This is a genomic window from Micromonospora sp. NPDC048999, assembly GCF_040649295.1.
Lineage (GTDB): Bacteria > Actinomycetota > Actinomycetes > Mycobacteriales > Micromonosporaceae > Micromonospora.
In genome coordinates this window covers 128,183-149,117 of the sequence record NZ_JBEZFI010000014.1, presented here as the reverse complement: position 1 = coordinate 149,117, position 20,935 = coordinate 128,183, and the positions used below count along the sequence as shown (strand labels likewise).

Annotated in this window: 18 protein-coding genes; 11 read left to right on the top strand and 7 right to left on the bottom strand. The window is 72.5% G+C overall.

The genetic code is table 11. From position 1 onward, the window contains the following. Nucleotides 1-109 precede the first annotated feature (109 nt). A complete protein-coding gene (locus AB0C02_RS17630) occupies nt 110-727 on the bottom strand; it encodes a DUF4126 domain-containing protein (RefSeq protein WP_357549199.1) in 618 nt (205 codons plus the stop codon). A 71-nt stretch (nt 728-798) separates the two neighbouring features. Here AB0C02_RS17630 and nucS point away from each other — a divergent pair, with 71 nt between their 5' ends. Beyond that, on the top strand, nt 799-1,458 hold the full coding sequence (gene nucS, locus AB0C02_RS17625; RefSeq protein WP_091269785.1) for an endonuclease NucS: 660 nt from the start codon (nt 799-801) through the stop codon (nt 1,456-1,458). Nucleotides 1,459-1,476: 18 nt separating this feature from the next. Here the strand turns inward: nucS and AB0C02_RS17620 are convergent, their stop codons facing one another. Then, the gene (locus tag AB0C02_RS17620) at nt 1,477-2,979 is read right to left on the bottom strand and encodes an aldehyde dehydrogenase family protein (protein ID WP_357549198.1); all 1,503 of its coding nucleotides are present in this window, start codon (nt 2,977-2,979) and stop codon (nt 1,477-1,479) included. Nucleotides 2,980-3,215: 236 nt separating this feature from the next. On the opposite strand from AB0C02_RS17620, the gene AB0C02_RS17615 reads away from it, so the two are divergent. The 6 genes from AB0C02_RS17615 (at nt 3,216) to AB0C02_RS17590 (ending at nt 8,512) form a co-directional block, all read left to right on the top strand. Next, entirely contained in the window at nt 3,216-3,677 is a 462-nt protein-coding gene (locus AB0C02_RS17615) for an FHA domain-containing protein (RefSeq protein ID WP_357549197.1), read from the top strand. 162 nt (nt 3,678-3,839) lie between these two features. Next, the gene (locus AB0C02_RS17610) at nt 3,840-5,630 is read left to right on the top strand and encodes a 3-hydroxybutyryl-CoA dehydrogenase (protein ID WP_357549196.1); all 1,791 of its coding nucleotides are present in this window, start codon (nt 3,840-3,842) and stop codon (nt 5,628-5,630) included. A gap of 41 nt (nt 5,631-5,671) precedes the next feature. Then, nucleotides 5,672-6,166 (top strand): SigE family RNA polymerase sigma factor, encoded by a 495-nt coding sequence (locus tag AB0C02_RS17605; protein ID WP_357549195.1) that lies wholly within the window; start codon nt 5,672-5,674, stop codon nt 6,164-6,166. Further along, on the top strand, nt 6,163-7,242 hold the full coding sequence (locus tag AB0C02_RS17600; RefSeq protein WP_357549194.1) for a hypothetical protein: 1,080 nt from the start codon (nt 6,163-6,165) through the stop codon (nt 7,240-7,242). Before AB0C02_RS17605 ends, AB0C02_RS17600 begins: the two co-directional genes overlap by 4 nt. Nucleotides 7,243-7,309: 67 nt before the next feature. Further along, on the top strand, nt 7,310-7,636 hold the full coding sequence (locus AB0C02_RS17595; RefSeq protein WP_357549193.1) for a hypothetical protein: 327 nt from the start codon (nt 7,310-7,312) through the stop codon (nt 7,634-7,636). Between the two features lie 66 nt (nt 7,637-7,702). Further along, entirely contained in the window at nt 7,703-8,512 is an 810-nt protein-coding gene (locus AB0C02_RS17590; protein ID WP_357549192.1) for an alpha/beta hydrolase, read from the top strand. Nucleotides 8,513-8,563: 51 nt separating this feature from the next. Here AB0C02_RS17590 and AB0C02_RS17585 read toward each other — a convergent pair whose 3' ends face one another. The 4 genes from AB0C02_RS17585 to mce all read right to left on the bottom strand — a co-directional run bounded on the left by AB0C02_RS17585 (nt 8,564) and on the right by mce (nt 14,213). Beyond that, nucleotides 8,564-10,684 carry a hypothetical protein gene (locus AB0C02_RS17585; RefSeq protein WP_357549191.1) on the bottom strand — a complete coding sequence of 707 codons (2,121 nt, stop codon included), beginning with the start codon at nt 10,682-10,684 and terminating at the stop codon, nt 8,564-8,566. A gap of 167 nt (nt 10,685-10,851) precedes the next feature. Beyond that, a complete protein-coding gene (locus tag AB0C02_RS17580) occupies nt 10,852-12,105 on the bottom strand; it encodes a DivIVA domain-containing protein (RefSeq protein WP_357549190.1) in 1,254 nt (417 codons plus the stop codon). A gap of 209 nt (nt 12,106-12,314) precedes the next feature. Further along, nucleotides 12,315-13,679 carry a crotonyl-CoA carboxylase/reductase gene (gene ccrA / locus AB0C02_RS17575; RefSeq protein ID WP_357549213.1) on the bottom strand — a complete coding sequence of 455 codons (1,365 nt, stop codon included), beginning with the start codon at nt 13,677-13,679 and terminating at the stop codon, nt 12,315-12,317. A gap of 63 nt (nt 13,680-13,742) precedes the next feature. Next, nucleotides 13,743-14,213 carry a methylmalonyl-CoA epimerase gene (gene mce / locus AB0C02_RS17570; protein WP_357549189.1) on the bottom strand — a complete coding sequence of 157 codons (471 nt, stop codon included), beginning with the start codon at nt 14,211-14,213 and terminating at the stop codon, nt 13,743-13,745. Nucleotides 14,214-14,277: 64 nt separating this feature from the next. On the opposite strand from mce, the gene AB0C02_RS17565 reads away from it, so the two are divergent. The 4 genes from AB0C02_RS17565 to AB0C02_RS17550 all read left to right on the top strand — a co-directional run bounded on the left by AB0C02_RS17565 (nt 14,278) and on the right by AB0C02_RS17550 (nt 18,732). Further along, nucleotides 14,278-15,471: an acetyl-CoA C-acetyltransferase gene (locus AB0C02_RS17565; protein WP_357549188.1), complete on the top strand. Its 1,194-nt coding sequence runs from the start codon at nt 14,278-14,280 to the stop codon at nt 15,469-15,471. A gap of 130 nt (nt 15,472-15,601) precedes the next feature. Further along, a complete protein-coding gene (meaB, locus tag AB0C02_RS17560; protein WP_357549212.1) occupies nt 15,602-16,537 on the top strand; it encodes a methylmalonyl Co-A mutase-associated GTPase MeaB in 936 nt (311 codons plus the stop codon). A gap of 140 nt (nt 16,538-16,677) precedes the next feature. After that, nucleotides 16,678-17,583, top strand: coding sequence for a tetratricopeptide repeat protein (locus tag AB0C02_RS17555; protein ID WP_357549187.1), 906 nt, complete (start codon nt 16,678-16,680; stop codon nt 17,581-17,583). Nucleotides 17,584-17,649: 66 nt separating this feature from the next. Beyond that, a complete protein-coding gene (locus AB0C02_RS17550; protein WP_357549186.1) occupies nt 17,650-18,732 on the top strand; it encodes an arginase family protein in 1,083 nt (360 codons plus the stop codon). A 15-nt stretch (nt 18,733-18,747) separates the two neighbouring features. Here AB0C02_RS17550 and AB0C02_RS17545 read toward each other — a convergent pair whose 3' ends face one another. Beyond that, nucleotides 18,748-20,718 (bottom strand): penicillin-binding transpeptidase domain-containing protein, encoded by a 1,971-nt coding sequence (locus AB0C02_RS17545; RefSeq protein ID WP_357549185.1) that lies wholly within the window; start codon nt 20,716-20,718, stop codon nt 18,748-18,750. Between the last annotated feature and the right edge of the window lie 217 nt (nt 20,719-20,935).

The window sequence follows — 20,935 nt, the reverse complement described above, 5'->3', positions numbered from 1 at the left end:
GGCGAGGGTGACCGGCGCAGGGATCAAGCCTGACCGCCCGGAGCCGGTCACCCTCGCCCCCAGCCCCCAAGAGCAACCACTCACAAGAGCAACCACCCCTCAAGAGCGATCAAACCCGGAACCCCGCAGCCCGAGCCGCCTGAAGCTCCCGCCGCCGTTCCCCGCGCCGCCGCAGGAACCAGAACAGGACCGCGACGAAACCGATCAGGAACACCAGCACCAGCACCGGCAGCAGGATCGCCACCGCCGACATGATCACGCTCGTCGCGTCTTCGGCGGTGCTGGCGACCGGTGCGCCGAAGCCGGCGGTGGTCACGTTCACGAGCGGGCGGGCCGCCGCCTTGAGCAGGTGCACGCCGAGCGCGATCAGCACGCCGACCGCGACCGGGATCCACTGGTGCGAGGAGAAGAAGCTGTCCGGGTCGCTCACGGTGACCGTCTGTGAACTGGAGCCGGCGCCGAAGGCCAGCCCGCCGGCGGTCGGCCGGATCACCGTCTGCACTACGTCGTTGACGTGGTCGACGACCGGCACCTTGTCGGCGACCACCTCGATGGCGAGCAGCGCCGCGAGAATCAGGATGATCCAGCCGTTGCCGAGCCACTGCCAGGCGCTGGGCAGGTCGACCAGGTCGGTGTAGCGCGCCAGCAGACCCATGAGCAGCAACGGGATGTAGGCGTTCAGACCGGCCGACGCGGCGAGACCGGAACCGGTGAGGACTTCGAGCACGATCTCAATATCGCATTGGTACACCAGTGGCGCGCGCCGGCGAGCATCGGCCGCTCCGCTACCCTCGTCGGGTGCGGTTGGTGATTGCGAAGTGCTCGGTGGACTACGTCGGACGGCTCTCGGCGCACCTGCCGCTGGCCACTCGGTTGCTCATGGTGAAGGCGGACGGCTCGGTGTCGATCCACGCGGACGACCGGGCGTACAAGCCGTTGAACTGGATGAGCCCGCCGTGTCGCCTGGAGGAGGCCCCCGGCGTGTGGCGGGTGGTCAACAAGGCCGGGGAGGAACTGCGGATCACCCTGGAGGAGATCTTCCAGGACACCTCGTACGAGCTGGGTGTCGACCCGGGCCTGCGCAAGGACGGCGTCGAGGCGCACCTGCAGGAGTTGCTGGCCGCCAACCCGGAGACCCTGGGTGAGGGGTTCACGCTGGTCCGGCGGGAGTACATGACCGCGATCGGCCCGGTCGACCTGCTCTGCCGGGACGCCAACCAGGGTGCGGTCGCGGTCGAGGTGAAGCGGCGTGGCGAGATCGACGGCGTGGAGCAGCTCACCCGCTACCTGGAACTGATGAACCGCGATCCGCTGCTGGCCCCGGTCGCCGGCGTCTTCGCCGCACAGGAGATCAAGCCGCAGGCCCGGGTGCTTGCCACCGACCGGGGCATCCGCTGCGTGGTGGTCGACTACGACAAGCTGCGCGGCATCGAGCGCGACGAGCTGACCCTGTTCTGATCCCGGGTCCGCCGACCGTCAACGGCCCCGGCCGTACAACAGCTTCGCGACCTTGACCAGGCGGGCGACGTCCCCCGGGGTCCGCTCGAACGTCATCGACGGCAGCAGCGACCGGGCCCGGCGGCGGGTGACGGCCTTGGCCCGGCCGAACTCGCGCAGCCCGTCCTCGCCGTGGACGCGGCCGAAGCCGGAGTCGCCGACCCCGCCGAAGGGGAGGGTCGACATGCCGGCGAAGGTGAGCGTCGAGTTGACCGAGGCCATCCCGGAGCGCAGCCGCCGCGCGACCGCCACGGCCCGCTTCCGTCCGAAGACCGCGCCGCCGAGGCCGTACGGGAGGGCGTTGGTCCGCTCGACCGCCTCGTCGACGTCGCGTACCCGGGTGACGGTGAGCGTCGGGCCGAAGGTCTCCTCGCGGACGGCGGCCGAGTCCTCCGGAACGTCCACCAGCACGGTCGGGTGGACGTACGGCGGCTGGACCGCGTCGGGCCCGCCGAGCACCGCCCGGCCGCCGCGTGCGACGGCGTCGTCGATGTGCCGGCGGATGACGTCGAGCTGGGATGGCATGGTGATCGGCCCGATGTCGGCACCGTCCGGGCCGACGGTGAGCCGGCCGGCCTTTGTGACCACCCTGTCGACGAAGGCGTCGAAGACCTGGTCGACCGCGTAGACCCGCTCGATGCCGATGCAGGTCTGCCCGGCGTTGGTCAACGCCCCCCAGACGCACGCCTCGGCGGCGGCGTCCAGGTCGGCGTCGGCGTCCACGATCATCGCGTCCTTGCCACCGGCCTCCAGCAGCACCGGCGTGAGCGACTCGGCGCAGGCGGCCATCACCTTCTTCGCGGTGGCGGTCGAGCCGGTGAAGGCCACCTTGGCCACGCCGGAGCGGCACAGGGCCGCGCCCACGTCGCCGAGGCCGTGCACGGTGGTGAGGACCGGCTGCTCCGGCACCACCTCGGCGAAGCGGTCCACCAGCCACTGACCGACGACCGGGGTGTATTCGCTGGGCTTGAACACCACCGCGTTACCGGCCGCGAGGGCGTAGGCAGCGGAGCCGATCGGGGTGAAGACGGGGTAGTTCCACGGGCCGATCACACCGATCACCCCGTACGGCTGGTATTCGAGATGGCCGGTGAACTCGGCGAGGATCAGTCGGGAGCGGACCCGGCGCGGCCCGAGCACCCGCCGGGCGTTGCGAGCGGCCCAGTCGATGTGCTCCAGCGCGGTCAGGATCTCCACCACGGCGTCGCCGACCGGTTTGCCGCCCTCGGCGTGCGCCAGCTCGGCCAGTTCCTCCATCCGGTGGGCGATCCGGCTCCGCCAGCGCAGCAGCCTCTCCCGTCGGCCGGTGAAGCCGAGCCCGGCCCACCAGTCGCCCGCGGTGCGGGCCCGCTCGACCGCGGCCCGCACGGCCGCCTCGGTCGCCACCGGGACCCGCCCGACCGCTCCGCCGCTCGCCGGACTGGTGGAAGCCAGTCGACCGTCCTCGATGAGTGGGGCGCCCGGGACATGCACAGCCGTCATGGCCGAAGTCTAGACCCGAACGTTACTGGTCGGTAGGTCGACGTGGGTCGAGCCCGTCGCCGAGCCCTCGGTTTCGGCGGAGGTGGCCAGCGATCGAACCGCCGGCGCCCCCGAAACGGCGAACGGAAGTTGACCGGCCGGGGCCGCGAGGGTGACCGGGCGGTGGTGACGCCGGTCACGGTGAGGTGGCAGGCTGACGCCGGGGCGAGGCGACGCTGGGTGGAGGGTGACTGCCGATGGAGGAGCATCCGGAGCTGATGCCGCTGCTGACGGTGTCGGGCGGGGCGATGCGGGGGCTTAGCTTCCGGATCGGCCGTGACTCGCAACTGATCGGCCGCGCGCCGACCGCCGACATTGTGCTGGCCGATCCGCACGTGAGCCGGCGGCACGCCACGGTCCAGTTGACCGCCGACGGGGTGTGCCTGACAGATCTCGGCTCGACCAACGGCACCTGGCTCAACGACCAGCGCCTCACCGACAGCATCCAGCTGACCGATGGGGACGTGGTCCGGCTTGGCCGAACCGACCTGCGCTACTTCGATCCGGGGGTGGCCCGGACCGACCCGGTCGGGATGATCTTCACCATGCCGCGCCGGGACCACCGGCCCACCCTGCCGCTGCCCGTTTCGGCGGTGCCGCGCGGGCCCGTCGAGCCGCCCGGCGGCGTCCTGCCGCTGCCGGTCGAGGCCCGCGGCTGAGGGCACGCCGCCCCTGGGCCGGCCACGCGCGGGACGGGGAGTGACGGACGTCGTGAAATATCCCACGGCGTCTCGACAACACAGCGTCACGTGGCAGACTCCGGCGCAGAATCCTAGCCGCCGTTCAGCGAGGGCGGTGGAGCTGACCAGGGGAGGCCGCTCGTGGCGCGCGAGTTCACCAGTGTGGGCGTGGTGGGTCTGGGCACCATGGGTGCCGGCATCGTCGAGGTGTTCGCCCGTAACGGCGTCGACGTGGTGGCCGTGGAGATCTCCGAAGCCGCCCTGGAGCGCGGCCGCGCCAACCTCACCGGCTCGACCGATCGGGCGGTGGCCAAGGGCAAGCTCGCCGAGGCCGACCGGGACGCTCTGCTCGGCCGGGTGAACTTCCAGGTCGGGCTGGCCGCGCTGCACGCGGTGGACCTGGTGATCGAGGCCGTCCCCGAGCGCCTGGACCTGAAGCAGCGGCTCTTCGCCGAGCTGGACCGGGTCTGCAAGCCCGAGGCGATCCTGGCCACCAACACCTCCTCGCTGAGCGTCACCGAGATCTCCGTCGCCACCACCCGGCCCAACCAGGTCATCGGCATCCATTTCTTCAACCCGGCCCCGGTGATGAAGCTGGTCGAGGTGGTCCGCACGGTGGTCACCTCCGCCGACGTGGTGGCCGACGTGGAGGCGCTCTGCGCGCGGCTCGGCAAGGTCGACGTCACCATCAACGACCGGGCGGGCTTCATCGCCAACGCGCTGCTCTTCGGCTACCTCAACAACGCCGTGGGCATGCTCGAGGCGCGGTACGCCAGCCGTGAGGACATCGACGCCGCGATGAAGCTCGGCTGCGGCCTGCCGATGGGCCCGCTCGCGCTGATGGACCTGATCGGCCTGGACACCGCGTACGAGATCCTGGACACCATGTACCGGCGCGGCGGCCGGGACCGCCGGCACGCCCCGGTGCCGCTGATCAAGCAGATGGTCACCGCCGGGCTGCTCGGCCGTAAGTCCGGCCGGGGCTTCTACACCTACGAGCGGCCGGGCTCGCCGAAGGTCGTACCGGACGAGCAGACGCCGGTGGCGACTGAGGCCGCGCTCGTCGACGGCGCTCGGGCCATCGCCAAGATCGGCATTGTCGGCTCCGGGACCATGGCCACCGGCATCATCGAGGTCTTCGCCAGGGCCGGGTACGAGGTCGTCTCGGTGACCCGCGGTGCGGAGAAGTCCGCCAAGGTCCGCGAGGCGGTCAAGACCTCGCTGAACAAGGGCGTGGTCCGGGGCAAGCTCAGCGAGGCCGATCGGGACGCCGTGCTCGGTCGGATCACCTGGTCGGCCAGCCTGGAGCACCTCGCCGACGTCGACCTGGTGGTCGAGGCGGTGGTCGAGGAGCTGAGCGTCAAGAAGGCCCTGTTCGCCAGCCTCGACGAGATCTGCAAGCCGGGCGTGGTGCTCGCCACCACCACCTCCTCGCTGCCGGTGATCGACCTGGCCATGGCCACCCAGCGACCCGCCGACGTGATCGGCCTGCACTTCTTCAACCCGGCGCCGGTCATGCCGCTGGTGGAGATCGTGCGGACCATCCGCACCTCGGCGGAGACCACCGCCACCGCCCGCGCGGTCTGCGCCGAGCTGGGCAAGACCGGCGTGGTCTGCGGCGACCGGTCCGGCTTCATCGTCAACGCGCTGCTCTTCCCGTACCTGAACGACGCGGTGAAGATGCTGGAGGCCAGCTACTCGACCGCCGACGACATCGACCACGCGATGAAGCTCGGCTGCGGCTACCCGATGGGCCCGTTCGAGCTGCTCGACGTGGTCGGCCTGGACGCGGCGCTGGCCATCCAGCGGGAGCTCTACCTGGAGCTGCGTGAGCCCGGTTTCGCCCCCGCGCCGCTGCTGGAGCACCTGGTCACGGCCGGCTACCTCGGCTACAAGAGTGGTCGTGGCTTCCGCGACCACACGCACCGCTGATCCGGGTCAACGCCGCGCGCCGGTGACGGCGTCTTGAAGGTGTGACCTTCGAGGAGTACGTCGGCACCCGGGGCCCGGCCCTGCTGCGCCTGGCCCGGCTGCTGACCGGCGACGAGCACCGCGCCGAGGATCTGACCCAGGACGTCCTGGCGCGCGCGTACGTGCACTGGCGGAAGATCGCCGGCGCCGACCGGCCCGACGTGTACGTGCGGCGGATGCTGGTCAACGCCAACCACTCGTGGTGGCGCCGGCGGTCCAGCCGGGAGTTGGCCGTGGACACCTTCGTCGAGCGGGCCGACCGCGACGACCTCAGCGACGAGGCGGCCGACCGGGACGAGATGTGGCGGCTGATCCGGGCGCTGCCCGACCGTCAGCGCGCCGTGCTGGTGCTGCGCTACTACGAGGACCTGGACGACGCCACGATTGCCCAGATTCTCGACTGCTCGCCGGTCACCGTCCGTACCCACGCGATGCGGGCGCTCACCCACCTGCGGGAGCGCTGCGGCGCCCCGACGACCAACGGGAGCCGGCCGTGACCGACCTCGACCAGCGGATCGCCTCGGTGCTGCGGGAGCGCGCCGAGGGGGAGATCGACACCCGTCGGCTGCTGCGGGTCTCGCGAGCCCAGGGCCGCCGCCGCCAACTGCGCCGCCGGGCCGCGACGGGCACCGCCCTCACCCTGGCCGGGATCCTCGGCCTCGTCGGGGTGACCGGGACGGACTTCACCGGCCTGCCCGGCCGGCTGCCGTGGATCGCCACCACGCCGACCGTCGCGCCGCCGGTGCCGCCCCGGGCCGACGGGGTGCCCGGCGCCGCCCAGCGGCCCGACCTGGTGGGCGGCGACCCGCGGGTACTGCACCTGGGCCTCGACACCAGCCGGGCCCGCTACCTGGGCTGGAATATCTACGGTTGGACGCAGACCGAGTCGATCCGGTTCAGCGTCGGCGGCGGGCAGCCGGTCGTCGTCGAGGTGAGCCGATCCGCGCAGCGGCTCAACGACGCGGCGATCGATGGCCCCGGGAGCCAGCGGATCACGGTCCCCCCGCTGGCCTTCGACGGCGGCGTCCAGCCGCTGGGCACGACCGGCGGCCTGGCCAAGGGCTGGCAACCCGTCCCCGGCGTCTACGCCCGGGTAACCATGCTGGTCGGGGACCGGGCCGCCCTGGAAAGGGCCGTCGACGTCCTCCGCTGGGACGAGGCACGACGGTGCGAAGCGCCGCTGCGGCTGACCACCCTGCCCAAGGACGCGACACTGACCGACTGCGACGTCGATGTCTCCGCCGTTCCGAACGGGCTCAGAGCGCAGTACACCATCGGTCGCGGGGAGTCGGCGGCCATGTATGTGCGCCTGATGTACGGGGCGCAGATCGCGGGCAGCCGCAGCGACGGCAACCGGACGGTGGATGGTCGCCCCGCCTACCTCTCCCCGGACGGTGCGACGCTGGAGCTGCTCGACATTCCAAAGGCACATCTCGTCGCTGCCTTCGGTTGGCTTTGGCCAGGGATCGATCCCGCCAAGGGCTATGTGAGCTTCACGGAGGCGGACGCGACGACAGTGCTGGCCGGGGCGCAGGTGCCGAAGGACCTGAGCGACCCGGAAACCTGGGACTGATCGAGGGCCGTCGGCCGGGCCGCCCGTCGCGGGCCGGTCCGGCCGACGGCCCGTACGCTTGGTGACCGTGAGCCCCCGCCGCAACCGTCCCCGCCGGGACGAGACCACGTCCCTGGACTCCGACCGGGTACGGCAGGGCGTGCCCACGGTCCAGCAGTGGCGTGACGGCGACTGGCAGGTACGCGGGATCAGCGGCGGAGCGTCGATCAAGACGTACCGCTGCCCGGGCTGCGACCAGGAGATTCGCCCGGGGGTGCCGCACCTGGTGGCCTGGCCGGCCGACGACCGGGGCGACCTTACCGACCGGCGCCACTGGCACAGCGGCTGCTGGCGGGCCCGGGACCGGCGCGCGCCGAACCTCCAGCGCGGGCGTGGCGCCCCACGCCACGGCTGAGCGATCTGGATCACCCTGTTCGCGCCCCGGCAGGCGGCGCGGGCGGCGGCGCGCGAGACTGGGACGGTGAGCACACCGATCCGTGCGTCGTCGATCCTGCCCGGTCACCGGGAGGACATCGAACTGCAGACCGCCGACGGCCTGACGCTGGTCGGTGAGCTGGCCCGGCCGCTGGACCGGGCACCGGCCGGCACCCTGGTCTGCCTGCACCCGCTGCCCACCCACGGCGGGATGATGGACAGCCACGTGTTCCGCAAGGCGGCCTGGCGGTTGCCAGCGCTGGCCGATCTGGCCGTGCTCCGGTTCAACACCCGAGGCACCAGCAGCGTCCGGGGCACCAGCGAGGGCGCCTTCGACGGCGCGGTCGGCGAGCGCTTCGACGTCGCCGCCGCCATCGAGTACGCCGAGTTCCAGGAGCTGCCGAACATCTGGCTGGTCGGCTGGTCGTTCGGCACCGACCTGGCGCTCAAGTACGGCTGCGACCCGGCGGTGGCCGGTGCCATCCTGCTCTCCCCGCCGCTGCGCTTCTCCGCGCCGGAGGACCTGACCGGCTGGGCGGAGTCGGGCAAGCCGCTCACCGCCCTGGTGCCCGAGTTCGACGACTACCTGCGCCCGGACGAGGCCCGGCAGCGCTTCGCGGCCGTGCCGCAGGCCGAGGTGGTCGGGGTGCCCGGCGCCAAGCACCTGTGGGTCGGTGACGCGGAGACCGTGCTCGACGAGATCGTCCGGCGGGTCAACCCGGCCGTGCCGGTGCCGTTGCCCACCACCTGGGCCGGCCCGATGGAGACCGGCGACGTCAGCGCGTACGCCGACCGGACGGTGGCCGCCTTCGCCGACACCCCGGTGCCGGGCCCGCAGCAGCGCCGAGCGGGCTGATCCGGCGGGCGGCGGCGGCCTCTTTCCGGTCACGCCGGCGCAGGGCGCTGGTCACTCCTTGTCGACGGTGACCGTGCTGGGTTTGGCGCTGCGCTCGTCGGTGGTCGGCTTGGTCGGGCGCTTGCCGTTCTCGCCGGTACTGGTGATCTTCGTGGGGGTGGCGCCCCGGCCACCCTCGCCCGGCACCGCGGCCACGGTCGGCTCGCCGTCCACGCCGGCGGTGGCGGTGCCCCCGTCCACGGTGGTCACCGGCTCGCCGACCGGCCGCGCACCAGCGGCCTCGGTCGCGGGCTCGGTGGCCGCAGCCGTGGCACCTGCCGGCTGCTTGGTGCCGGCAGGCTCCTTGGCACCTGCCGGCTCCTTGGCCGCGGCCGGGGTCGGCTCGCCACCGGTGGGGGAGACCATGCTGGTGTCCTTCGCGGTCACCGGCGCCGGCTTGCCGGCTGCGGGCGCCGAACCAGCGTCGCCGCCAGGCATGGCGGACAGCCGATCCGGGTCGACCGGAGTGGCGGCGAGCCCCGGCGAGCTGCTGCCCGCCGAAAGCCGCAGCTCGGCCAGTTGACGCTGGACGTCGTCGGACTCCTGGCGGGACTTCCAGGTCTCGGTCCGCAGGTCGGCCAGCTCCTGCTGGGCATTGGCGATCTCCAGCATCACCTGGGCGAGCTGCTGCCGGCCGGCGGCCACCTCCTGCTGGGTGGCGGCGAGGTGCTGCTGGGTCGTGGCCAGGTGCTGCTGGGTGGTGGCCGCGTACTCCTCGAACTGGCGGCGGGACGCGGCGACATGCTCGTCGGCCTTGCGGCGCTTGTCGGTGGCTTCCACCTCGGCGCGGCGCAGCAGCTCGGCTGCTTCCTCCTCCGCCCTCCGACCCATGGTGAGCGCGTCCTGCTCGGCCGCCTGCCGGATCGCGGTGGCGCCCTGCTCGATCTCGTTCCGCCGGGCGATGTACGCCTTCTCCAGCTCGTCATGCCGCTTCTTGTGCTGCTTGTCGAGCTCGTCGCGGTGCTTGGCGTACTCCTGCTCGGCGGCGGCGCGGCGTTGAACGAACTCCTTGTTGGCCGCCTCCCGCCGGGCGTTGACCTCCTTCTCCACCCCGGCCCGCCACGCGCCCAGCTCCTGCTGCGTCTGGGCGCGGGTCTGCTGGACGTACGCCTCGGTCTCGCTCCGCGTCTGCTTGACGTACGCCTGGGTCTCGCTCCGCGTCTGCTGGACGTATGCCTCGGTCTCGCTCCGCGTCTGCTTGACGTACGCCTCGACCTCGGCCCGGTTGCGCTTGCCGGCCTCCGTGGCCTCGGTGGTGAGTCGGCTCGCCTCGGTCCGGGCCCGGCCCCGGGTCGCCTTCGCCGCCTCCTCCGCGTCGTCGACGATCTTCTTGGCCTCGGCGTGGGCCTTGGCGTGGGTGGCCCGGCCGGCCTCGGTGGCGGCCTCGGTCAGGCGCTTGGCCTCCTGCTGGGCCTTCGCGTGCACCTCCTTGGCCGCCTCGCGGAGCTGAGTCGCCTCCTGCTGGGCCGTGGCCAGCGCCTCCTTGGCCGTCTCCCGCAGCCGGGTGGCCTCCTGCTGGGCGCGGGTGTGAATCTCCTTGGCGGTGTCCCGGAGTTGGGTGGCCTCCTGCGTGGCCTTGGTCAGCGCCTCATGGGCGTCTCGACGCAGCTTCTCGGCCTCGTCCTTGGCGGCCTTGAGGGCCTCGTCCGCCGCGGCCTTGCGGGCGGTCGTGTGCCGCTCTTCCTCGGCCCGGCGGGCCGCGAGGGCGATCTCGAAATCCTTGAGAGCCTGGGCGGACTGCTCCCGGGCCTCTTCGATGATGTGCTCGGCGGCCGCGCGGCGGGCCTCGATCTCCTCGTTGGCGGCGACGAGGATGTCGTCCGCCTGCTCCTCGGCCATGGTGAGGATCTGCTCGACCCGGGGACCGAGATGCCGGAACGAGGCCCGGTCCACCACGCCGATCTGCTTGCGCACCTGGGCGAGGTCGCGTTGCAGCACCTCCACCTGGCCGGCCAGCTTGTGGATCTGGGTGTACGCCTGCTCCCGCTCGGCGGCCAACGCCGCGATCTCGTGCTCCGCGCGAGCGACGTACCGGTCGACCTGTCGTTTCTCGTATCCCCGCAGAGCGGACTCGAAGCTTGGCTCCGTGGTCACATCCCCGCCGAGAGCGAACAGTTCCTCGCCGTGCGACATGCCCCCATCCTCACACGCATCCGGCTCTCCTGGGGCGATACGGACGCCCCTGATGGGACCGGCTTCACTCAGGGGTTGAAATGGGGCGGGAAAGCCTGACGGCGCGGGGTGCACCGATCACCCGGTGTCACCCCGCGCCGTGGCTTATGCCCCATCGCGGGTGTTTTTTACTTCGCCGACTCGGCGGTGACCTTTCCCTCGTCGCCGTCGGCCTTGGCCGCCTCCGGCTTGTTGCCGCCCGCCGGCACACCGGGCACGATGCCGGCGAGACCGGAGAGCATCTGCCCGAGCTGGGAGGTGACGGCTTCCTTCTGCCGGGTGAGGTCCTCGACCTCGCGGCGGGCCGCCTGGGTGGTCAGCTCCGCCTCGGTGCGGGCCTCGTTGAGCAGGCGCTGCGCCTCGGACTTCGCCTCGTTCATCGTCTTGTCGGCCAGCGCCTTGGCCTTGTCGACGGTCTCGTTGGCGGTGCGCTCGGACTCGACCCGGCGCGCCTCGGCCCGCTGCTCGATCTCCTTGGCCCGCTCGTGGGCCGTCCGCGCCCGCAGCTCGGCCTCGCTGACCAGCTTCTGGGTCTGCGCGACCTGGGCGGCGTGCCGCTCCGACTCCTCGCGCTCGGCCTTCTCCCGCCGCTCGGCGAGCTGAAGCTCCAGGGCCTGGAGGTCCTTGTCGCGCTTGTCACGGGCGTCGGTGAGCAGCTTGGTCGCCTCGGCGCGCTTCTCCTCGGCCTCCCGGGCCGCCTTCGCCCGCTGCTGGGTGATCTCCCGCTCGGCGGTGGCCCGGAGCGTGGCGACCTCCCGCTCGACGGTGGACTTCAGCTCGGCCACCTCGTGCGCGGTGACCGTACGCAGCTGCTTGGTCTCCCGGTCGGCGTCGGCGCGCAGGGTGTCCGCCTCACGGCGGGCCTGCACCCGGACCTCGGCGGCCTCCCGCTCGGCGGCGGTACGGACGCTGCCGGCCTCCCGCTCGGCGGTGGCCTTCATCGCGGCCGCCTCGGCACGCGCCTTGTCGGTGATCTCCCGCGCCTCCAGCCGGGCGGCGGAGAGGATGCCTTCCGACTCGCGCTTGGCCTCGTTGCGGTGGTCGTTGGCCTGTTCCTCGGCCAGCCGGAGGATCTGCTCGACGCGGGTGCCCAGGCCGGAGAGGGTCGGCCGGCTGTTCTCCTCGAGCTGCTTGTTGGTGTCGGTGAGCTTCTGCTCCAGCGCGCCCTGGCGCTGCTCGGCCTGGCGGAGGCGACGCTGGGCGTCGTTCATCCGCTGTTCGGCCTCGGCCCGAGCCTGCTCGGACTGGCTCAGCGCGGCGCTCAGCCGGCCGATGAAGTCGTCGACCTGATTGGTGTTGTATCCGCGTAGGCCGACGGTGAAATCTGGCTGGGAGTTCGCGTTATCGAAGAACGCGAGAGGGGAGGACTGCTGCTGGGGCATTGGGACATACTGGCAGACGCCCCAGGGTGCTTCGCAAGAGCCGGTACGGAGCTTTCGCGTCCTCTTTACATGGTCATCTTCCGGCTCGGGGCGGTAGCCGGACCGGATGGCGATCTTGGCAGGTCGCGGGCGCGTCGGGCCGGACGCGGAACGGCCGGGAAATGCCGTGGGCGGCCACCCCGCGATCCGTTCTCAGGAATCGAGCCAGATCAGTGGCCGCGGAAGCGGTTGATCGCGGTCTCGTGCCGGGCGCGCAGCTCGGTGTCCCGGACGCCGAGACCGTCGGTCGGAGCGAGACAGCGCACCCCGACCTTGCCCTGGTGCGCGTTGCGGTGCACCTCGTACGCGGCCTGGCCGGTCTGCTCCAGGGGGTAGGTCCTCGACACGGTCGGGTGGACCTTGCCGAGCGCGATGAGTCGGTTGGCCTGCCAGGCCTCGTGGTAGTTGGCGAAGTGGCTGCCGACGATGCGCTTGAGGTGCATCCAGAGATAGCGGTTGTCGTACTGGTGCTGGTAGCCGCTGGTGGAGGCGCAGGTGACGATGGTGCCGCCACGCTTGGCGACGTAGACGCTGGCGCCGAAGGTCTCCCGGCCGGGGTGCTCGAAGACGATGTCCGGGTCCTCGCCGCCGGTCAGCTCGCGGATCCGTTCGCCGAAGCGGCGCCACTCGTCCGGGTTCTGGGTCTCCTCGTCACGCCAGAACTCGTAGCCTTCGCCGGTGGCCTTGGACCGGTCGATGACCAGCTCGGCGCCCATCCTCCGGCACAGCTCGGCCTTCTCCGGCGAGGAGACCACACAGACCGGGGTCGCGCCGCCGTTGATCGCCAGCTGGGTGGCGTAGCTGCCCAGGCCGCCGGAGGCGCCCCAGATCAACACCACGTCACCCTGCTTCATGTTCGCCCCGTGGTGGGACACGAGCTGCCGGTACGCGGTGGAGTTGACCAGCCCCGGGCTGGCCGCCTCCTCCCAGGTCAGGTGGCGCGGCTTCGGCATGAGCTGGTTGGCCTTGACCACGGCCAGCTCGGCCAGGCCGCCGAAGTTGGTCTCGAAGCCCCAGATCCGCTGCTGCGGGTCGAGCATGGTGTCGTCGTGGCCCGCGGCGTCCTCCAGCTCCACCGAGAGGCAGTGCGCGACCACCTCATCGCCGGCCTTCCACCGGGTCACGCCGGGCCCGGACCGCAGCACCACGCCGGCCGCGTCCGAGCCCACCACGTGGTACGGCAGGTCGTGCCGGCGGGCCAGCTCGGAGACCCGGCCGTAGCGCTGGAGGAACTTGAAGGTGGGCAGCGGCTCGAAGATGCTGGTCCAGACCGTGTTGTAGTTGATCGCGCTGGCCAGCACCGCGATCAGCGCCTCACCCGGGCCGAGTTCGGGGGTGGGCACCTCCTGCAGGTGCAGCGCCCTGCGCGGGTCCCTGTCCCGGGTGGCCGTGCCGTCGAACATCCGGGTGTCCTCGGCGCGGACGACCACGCCCCGGTAGCTCGGTGGCACCGGCAGGCCGGCGAGGCCGGCGAGTTCCCGCTCCGGCCGTGCGGAGCCCTCGGCCGCCATGATCGCTTCGAGAATGTCCTGCACGGTGACCTCCCGTTCATCGCCACCCGCACCCGCCCGGGCAGGGGTGGCTGACATCGCCCCGCCTTACCTGTCGGCGGGTTCGACCAGCTCGACCAGGACGCCGCCAGCGTCCTTCGGGTGCACGAAGTTGATCCGGGAGCCGGCGGTGCCTCGCTTCGGGGCCTCGTAGAGCAGCCGTACGCCCCGTTCACGCAGCGCCGCGCAGGCCGCGTCGATGTCGGCCACCGTGTACGCGACCTGCTGCAGCCCCGGCCCCTTGCGGTCCAGGAACTTCGCGATCGTCGACTCCGGCGAGATCGGGGCGAGCAACTGCAGGCAGCCGCCGTCGGTGGTCGGCCCGACGGCCAGCATCGCCTCGCGTACCCCCTGCTCGTCGTTGGTCTCGGTGTGCACGCAGCGCATCCCGAAGGTGCGCTGGTAGAAGTCGATCGCGGCGTCCAGGTCGGCCACGGCGATCCCGACGTGGTCGATGCGGAGCAGGCCGATTTCTGTGACGTAGTCGGCAGCGGGCTCGACGGAGTGGTTCTCAGCCATGGCGCTAGTCTGACCGAACATTCGTTAAGGCGTACAGGTCGGCACCCCCCCCTCGGAGGCAGGCATGGCTTCGGTGATCGTCAGCGGCGCGCGGACCCCGATGGGGCGCCTGCTGGGCAACCTCAAGGATCTCCCGGCGACCAAGCTCGGCGGCATCGCGATCAAGGCGGCGCTGGAGCGCGCCGGCGTCACTCCGGATCAGGTGCAATACGTGATCATGGGCCAGGTGCTCCAGGCCGGCGCCGGGCAGATCCCGGCCCGCCAGGCGGCCGTCGAGGCGGGCATTCCGATGTCCACCCCGGCGCTGACCATCAACAAGGTCTGCCTCTCCGGCCTGGACGCGATCGCCCTGGCCGACCAGCTCATCCGGGCCGGCGAGTTCGACATCGTGGTGGCCGGCGGCATGGAGTCGATGACCAACGCGCCGCACCTGCTGCTCGGCCAGCGCTCCGGCTACAAGTACGGCGACGTCACGATCAAGGACCACATGGCCCTGGACGGCCTCACCGATGCCTGGGACTGCTGTTCGATGGGCGAGTCGACCGAGCGGCACGGGGCGAAGCACGGCATCACCCGCGTGGAGCAGGACGCCTTCGCGGCCGCCAGCCACCAGCGGGCCGCCGCCGCGCAGAAGAACGGCCACTTCGCCGACGAGATCACCCCCGTGATCATCCCGCAGCGCAAGGGCGACCCGCTGACGATCAGCGAGGACGAGGGCATCCGCCCGGACACCACGGTCGAGTCGCTGGCCAAGCTGCGCCCGTCTTTCGCCAAGGACGGCACCATCACCGCCGGCAGCGCCTCGCCGATCTCCGACGGCGCCGCCGCCGTGGTGGTCATGAGCAAGGCCAAGGCCAAGGAGCTGGGGCTGACCTGGCTGGCCGAGATCGGCGCGCACGGCAACGTGGCCGGGCCGGACAACTCCCTGCACTCGCAGCCGTCCAACGCCATCAACCACGCGCTGAAGAAGGCCGGCCTGGGCGTCGCCGACCTCGACCTCATCGAGATCAACGAGGCGTTCGCGGCGGTCGGCATCCAGTCCACCCGCGATCTGGGCGTCAGCCCGGACAAGGTCAACGTCAACGGCGGCGCCATCGCGCTCGGCCACCCGATCGGCATGTCCGGCGCACGGCTGGTGCTCACCCTGGCGCTGGAGCTGAAGCGGCGGGGCGGCGGCACCGGCGCGGCCGCCCTCTGCGGCGGCGGCGGTCAGGGCGACGCGTTGATCATCCACGTCCCCACCGGTGGCGAGAGCTGACCGTGTGGGTGAGCGCGAGGAGTGAGCCGGGTTTGCGAGCCCCGCAGTCGCGAACGAAAATGGCGCAGTGACCATCGAGCACGGCCCGGCCACGACCACCGGATCGGTGCGCCGCAGCCGGGACGTACCGATGCTGGTGGAGCGCGCCCGCGCGGGCGACCCCCGGGCGGTGGCCCGGCTGATCACCCTGGTCGAGTCCGGCGACGAGGTGCTGCCGCAGGTCGCGGCGGCCCTCGCGCCGTACGCCGGGCACGCCCAGGTGGTCGGGCTGACCGGCTCGCCCGGGGTGGGCAAGTCGACCACCACCAACGAGCTGGTCCGGGCGCTGCGGGCCGGCGGCCGTCGGGTCGGCGTGCTGGCGATCGACCCGTCCAGCCCGTTCACCGGCGGGGCGATCCTCGGCGACCGGGTCCGGATGCAGGACCACGCCGTCGACCCCGGCGTCTACATCCGCTCGATGTCCAGCCGTGGGCACCTCGGCGGGCTTTCCGCCGCGACGCCGCAGGCGGTACGGGTGCTGGAGGGCGCCGGCTGTGACGTGGTGCTGGTGGAGACCGTCGGCGTCGGGCAGGCCGAGGTCGAGGTGGCCTCGCTGGCCGATACCACGCTGGTGCTGCTCGCCCCGGGCATGGGCGACGCCATCCAGGCGGTCAAGGCCGGCATTCTGGAGATCGCCGACGTGTTCGTGGTCAACAAGGCCGACCGGGACGGCGCCGACGCCACGATCCGGGACATCCAGGGCATGATCGCGTTGGGCGAGCGCGGGCCGGGGGAGTGGCGGCCGCAGGTGGTCCGGGCCGTCGCCGCGCGCGGCGAAGGGATCGACGACATCGCCGCCGCGATCGACAAGCACCGGGACTGGCTGGAGCGGCGCGGCGAGCTGCGCCGCCGCCGGGAGGCGCGGGCCGCCGCCGAGATCGAGGCGATCGCGCTCGGCGTCCTCCGAAACCGGATCGGCTCGCTGCGCGACGGTACGCAACTGCCGGCGCTCGCCGCCAAGGTGGCCGAGGGCGCGATCGACCCGTACGCGGCCGCCGCCGAGCTGCTGGCCCAACTGGCTGGCTGACCAGTCCACTGCGGACCGTGGGCCGGTAACCGGACCCGTGGCGCCGAGGACGGCTGGGATCAGCACCTGGCGTGACAGGTGCAACTGTCGGCGTCGCGGCTGATCTGAGTTCCGTGCGACACGTGCGAGACTAGATAACCATGAGCGACCCACGGATCACCTCGTCGATCTTCACCCGCGGCGCGGTCGACCTCAGCGCGCTGCGCAGCCCCGCACCCACCCCTGCCCCGGCCAAGGCCGGTCCCCCCGCCGGTGCGCCCGGCGGCGCGGTCGGCGCGATCAGCGTCATCGACGTGACTGAGGCCACCTTCCAGTCCGAGGTCCTCGAACGCTCGCTGACCACCCCGGTGATCGTGGACTTCTGGGCCGAGTGGTGCGAGCCCTGCAAGCAGCTCTCCCCGGTGCTGGAACGGCTGGCGGTGGAGGGCGGCGGCGCATGGGTGCTCGCCAAGGTGGACGTCGACGCCAACCCGCGGATCGCCCAGATGTTCCGGGTGCAGGGCATTCCGATGGTCTACGCGGTCGTCGGCGGGCAGCCGATCGACGCCTTCTCCGGGGTGGTGCCGGAGGCCCAGCTGCGCCAGTGGATCCAGGCCGTGCTGAAGGCCGGCGGGGTCAGTGTCGCCGCGCCCGAGGACCCGCGCCTCGACGAGGCCGACGACGCCCTGATGAGCGGCGACCTGGACGCGGCCGAGCGGGCGTACCGGAAGATCCTCGCCGAGTCGCCGACGGACGCGGCGGCGGAGGCGGGGCTGGCCCAGGTCGGGCTGGCCCGCCGGGTGGCCGGCGCCGACCCGCAGGCGGCGCTGACCGCCGCGGCGACCGCACCCGACGACGTCGACGCGCAGTTGCTGGCCGCCGACATCGAGGTGCTCAGCGGCATGGCCGAGCAGGCCTACCAGCGTCTGGTCGGGCTGGTCCGCCGGACCGCCGGCGACGACCGGGACAAGGTACGCCAGCACCTGGTCGGCCTCTTCGCCATCGCCGGGCCGGAGGACCCCGCTGTGGCGGCGGCCCGCCGGGCCCTGGCCAGCGCCCTGTTCTAAGTACGTAGCACGCCAGCGCGGGCCGGCGTACCGGCCGGCCCGCCCGACCAACGAGGACGGGAGCCCATGATGCGCCGGATCGCCGTCCTCGACGCGCCGACCAACCTCGGCCTGCGCCCGCCCACCGCCACCTCGGTCCCGGGCTGCGCCAAGGCACCCGGCGCGCTACGCGACCAGGGCCTGCTGGCCCGGTTGCGGGCCCGCGACGCCGGCTGCCTCACCCCGCCCCGGTACGACCCCGGCGACTGGCGCCCCGGCGACGGGGTCTGCCACGCCCGGGAGATCTCCGCGTACTCGTTGGCGCTGGCCGACCGGATCGGCGCGATCATCGACCGGGGCGAGTTTCCGCTGGTGCTCGGCGGGGACTGCTCGGTGCTGCTCGGCTCGGCGCTGGCCATGCACCGGCTCGGCGAGGCGATCGACGGCCGGATCGGGCTGGTCTTCGTCGACGGCCACTCCGACTTCCGGCACCCCGGCAACGCCTCCTACGTGGGCGCGGCGGCAGGGGAGGACCTGGCCCTGGTCACGGGCCGGGGGCAGGCGGACCTGGCGGCCATCGAGGGGCGGCGCCCCTACTTCCGGGACATCGACGTGGTGGTGCTCGGCATCCGGGCGCAGGACGAGTACCGGCTCGACCTGCAGGCTGCGGGGATCATCAACCGGCCGGTGCCGGCCCTGCGTGCCGAGGGCGCGGCCCGCACCGCCCAGTGGGCGCACGAGCAGTTGGCGGACTGCGCCGGCTACTGGGTGCACGTTGACGTGGACGTGCTCGACCCGGCGGTGATGCCCGCGGTGGACGCGCCCGACCCGGGCGGGATCGCCTTCGCCGAGATGGAGATCCTGCTCGCCGGTCTGGTGGACACCCCGCACTGTCTCGGTGTGGAGTTGACCGTCTTCGACCCCGACTACGACTCGGACGGGACGTACGCCGCCGAGATCGTGAACACCGTGGTGTCCGGCCTGGCCCCGGTCACGGCACCGAGCGCGCCGCCGCCCCGGCTGCGGTCCGCCACGCCGGCACCCCGGCGTGGCAGCGGCCGCCCCGCGAGGCGTCCGGCCCCGCCGCCCCCGGCGGCTCCCCCAGCTCCGCCCGGGCCCGCCGTCGCCGTGGAGCCCCTCGGGCCCGCGCCGACCGGGCCAACCGGATGATCGTTGGCCTCCGGGTCAGCGGGGGGTGAGGGCGCGCAGGAAACGGTCGGCGATCGGCACCGCGCTGGCCGTGCTCGACCCGCCCTGCTCCACGAAGACCGCGAACGCCACGTCGCCCTGCCAGCCGACGAACCAGGCGTGGGTGTGCGCCGGGTTGTTGTCGTACTCGGCGGTGCCGGTCTTGCCGTACACCGGCTCGCCGGGGACGCCCTTCAACGCGCTGGCCGTGCCGCTGGTGACCACGGCCCGCATCATCGTCTTCAGCGCCGCCACGGACTCGGGCTTCAGCGCCGGGCCGGCCGGGGCCGGCTGCTGCGGAGCCGGGTCGAGCAGCAACTTCGGCTGCTCCCAGCGGCCCCGGGCCACGGCGGCGGTGGCCCCGGCCATGGCCAGCGGGCTGACCACGGTGGTGCCCTGGCCGATCGCGGCGGCGGCCTGCTCGGTGGCCGAGCCGTTGGCGGAGACCGAGCCGGGGAAGGCCTCCGCGCCCACGTCCCACTTCGCCTCCAGGCCGAGGGTACGGCCGGTGGCGGCGAGGCCGTCCGGCCCGAGCTTCGGTGCCAGCGCGACGAAGGCGGTGTTGCAGGACTTCGCGAAGTCGGTGGTGAACGGGACCGACCCCAGCTCGAAGTCGTTGGAGTTCTTGAACGAGCGGCCGTCCACCTCAGCGGTCTTCGGGCAGTCGACCGTCGCGTCCGGGGTGACCGCCCCGGCGTCGAGCAGGGCGAGCGCGCTGACCATCTTGAACGTCGAGCCGGGCGGCACCTGGGCGGTGAAGGCGAGGTTCTCGCCGGCCGGGCCGGGGCCGTTGGCGGCGGCCAGCACCGCGCCGTCGCTGATCCGTACGGCCACCAGGGCGGACCGCCGGGCCTGGCCGCGCAGCGCCGCGTCGGCGGCGTTCTGGGTGGCCACGTCGAGGGTGGTCTTCACCGGCTGGCCGGCCTTGGGCTCGTGGCGGAACACCTCCGTGCCGGTGGGCTCGCTGGTGCCGTCCGGCCCGACGCGTTCGACGATCACCGTCAGGCCGGGGGCCCCACGCAGCCGGTCGTCGTACCGGCCCTGTAGGCCGCCGTGGCCGACCAGGTCACCGGCGACGTACGTGTCGGGGTGGTTCTTGAGGTCGTCGGCCTGGGCGGGGTCGACCGAGCCGAGCAGGGCCCGAGCGAACTCCCGGGTCGGCGCCAGGTCCAGCTTGTCGGCCTGGAACCGGGTGCCGGGCAGGTCGTAGATCCGGGGCTTGATCTGGCGGTACGCCTCGTCGCGCAGCGTCACCACCTCGACGAACGCGCCCGGGTCGGCCTCGGCGACGCGCTTGGGCAGGTCGCCGACGTCGACCGGCGGCACGAGGGCGGGCCGGATCGCCTTGAACGCGGCGTCGAGCTGCCGGACCAGCACCTTGACGTCGGTGACCTCGCTGGGTTGCACACCCACCCGGACCACCGGGCGGGGCGCGACGATCGGGTCGCCCGCGCCGTCCAGCACGGTGGCTCGCGGCGCGGTATCGCGGCGCAGCGCGAGGCGGTCGCCCTTCTCCAGGTTCTCCTGCACCACGGCGGGCTCCCAGATCACCTGCCACTGGTCGTCGTCGCCGCCGCGCTTGAGGCGTACCGACAGGTCGTAGACCCAGTGGGTCTGGCCCGGCAGCGTCCAATCCACCGCGACCAGGGCGGTCGCGGTGTCGGCGGTGATCGTCGGGTCGCCCTTCTTGCGGTGCAGCTCCGGCGGGGTGGCGGCCAGCTCGCCGGAAAGCGACTTGATCTCCTTCGCCACCTCGGCGGCCGGGATGCGGGTGCCGGCCGGGTCGATGAAGCCGACCGCGTGCAGGTCGCCGGAGCGCCAACCGGCAAGGAACGCGTCCACGGTGCGTGCCGGCCCGTCCTCGGCGGAGCAGCCGGTCAACGCGCCCGCCGCCAACGCGGTGGCGGCCAGCGCCGCGAGGAGCGGGCGAGGAAAGCGGCGGCGGCGAACGGGGTACGACCCAGGCATGAAGCAGTCCCTCCGGTACGAACTGCCCCGCACCCTAGTGGTCCGGGCGCGTTCCCATTGCCCCGCCAGCGCCCTGAGGTGCGGAAAGCCGGGCCGAGGCAGTGTGATGAACATCGCGAGCCGGGGTACTCGGCAACCGGTTGACCACGGATCCGCAACGGGTGAAAGGACAGAGTCCCGAACCGGACGTCCGGCCAGTGATCCGCCGACGAACGGT

Excerpts from the sequence above, each read along its gene's own strand:
- AB0C02_RS17620 (WP_357549198.1), bottom strand. The coding sequence starts at position 2,979 with ATGACGGCTGTGCATGTCCCGGGCGCCCCACTCATCGAGGACGGTCGA.
- AB0C02_RS17615 (WP_357549197.1), top strand. The coding sequence starts at position 3,216 with ATGGAGGAGCATCCGGAGCTGATGCCGCTGCTGACGGTGTCGGGCGGG.
- AB0C02_RS17585 (WP_357549191.1), bottom strand. The coding sequence starts at position 10,684 with ATGTCGCACGGCGAGGAACTGTTCGCTCTCGGCGGGGATGTGACCACG.
- AB0C02_RS17580 (WP_357549190.1), bottom strand. The coding sequence starts at position 12,105 with ATGCCCCAGCAGCAGTCCTCCCCTCTCGCGTTCTTCGATAACGCGAAC.
- mce (WP_357549189.1), bottom strand. The coding sequence starts at position 14,213 with ATGGCTGAGAACCACTCCGTCGAGCCCGCTGCCGACTACGTCACAGAA.
- AB0C02_RS17565 (WP_357549188.1), top strand. The coding sequence starts at position 14,278 with ATGGCTTCGGTGATCGTCAGCGGCGCGCGGACCCCGATGGGGCGCCTG.
- meaB (WP_357549212.1), top strand. The coding sequence starts at position 15,602 with ATGCTGGTGGAGCGCGCCCGCGCGGGCGACCCCCGGGCGGTGGCCCGG.
- AB0C02_RS17555 (WP_357549187.1), top strand. The coding sequence starts at position 16,678 with ATGAGCGACCCACGGATCACCTCGTCGATCTTCACCCGCGGCGCGGTC.
- AB0C02_RS17550 (WP_357549186.1), top strand. The coding sequence starts at position 17,650 with ATGATGCGCCGGATCGCCGTCCTCGACGCGCCGACCAACCTCGGCCTG.
- AB0C02_RS17545 (WP_357549185.1), bottom strand. The coding sequence starts at position 20,718 with ATGCCTGGGTCGTACCCCGTTCGCCGCCGCCGCTTTCCTCGCCCGCTC.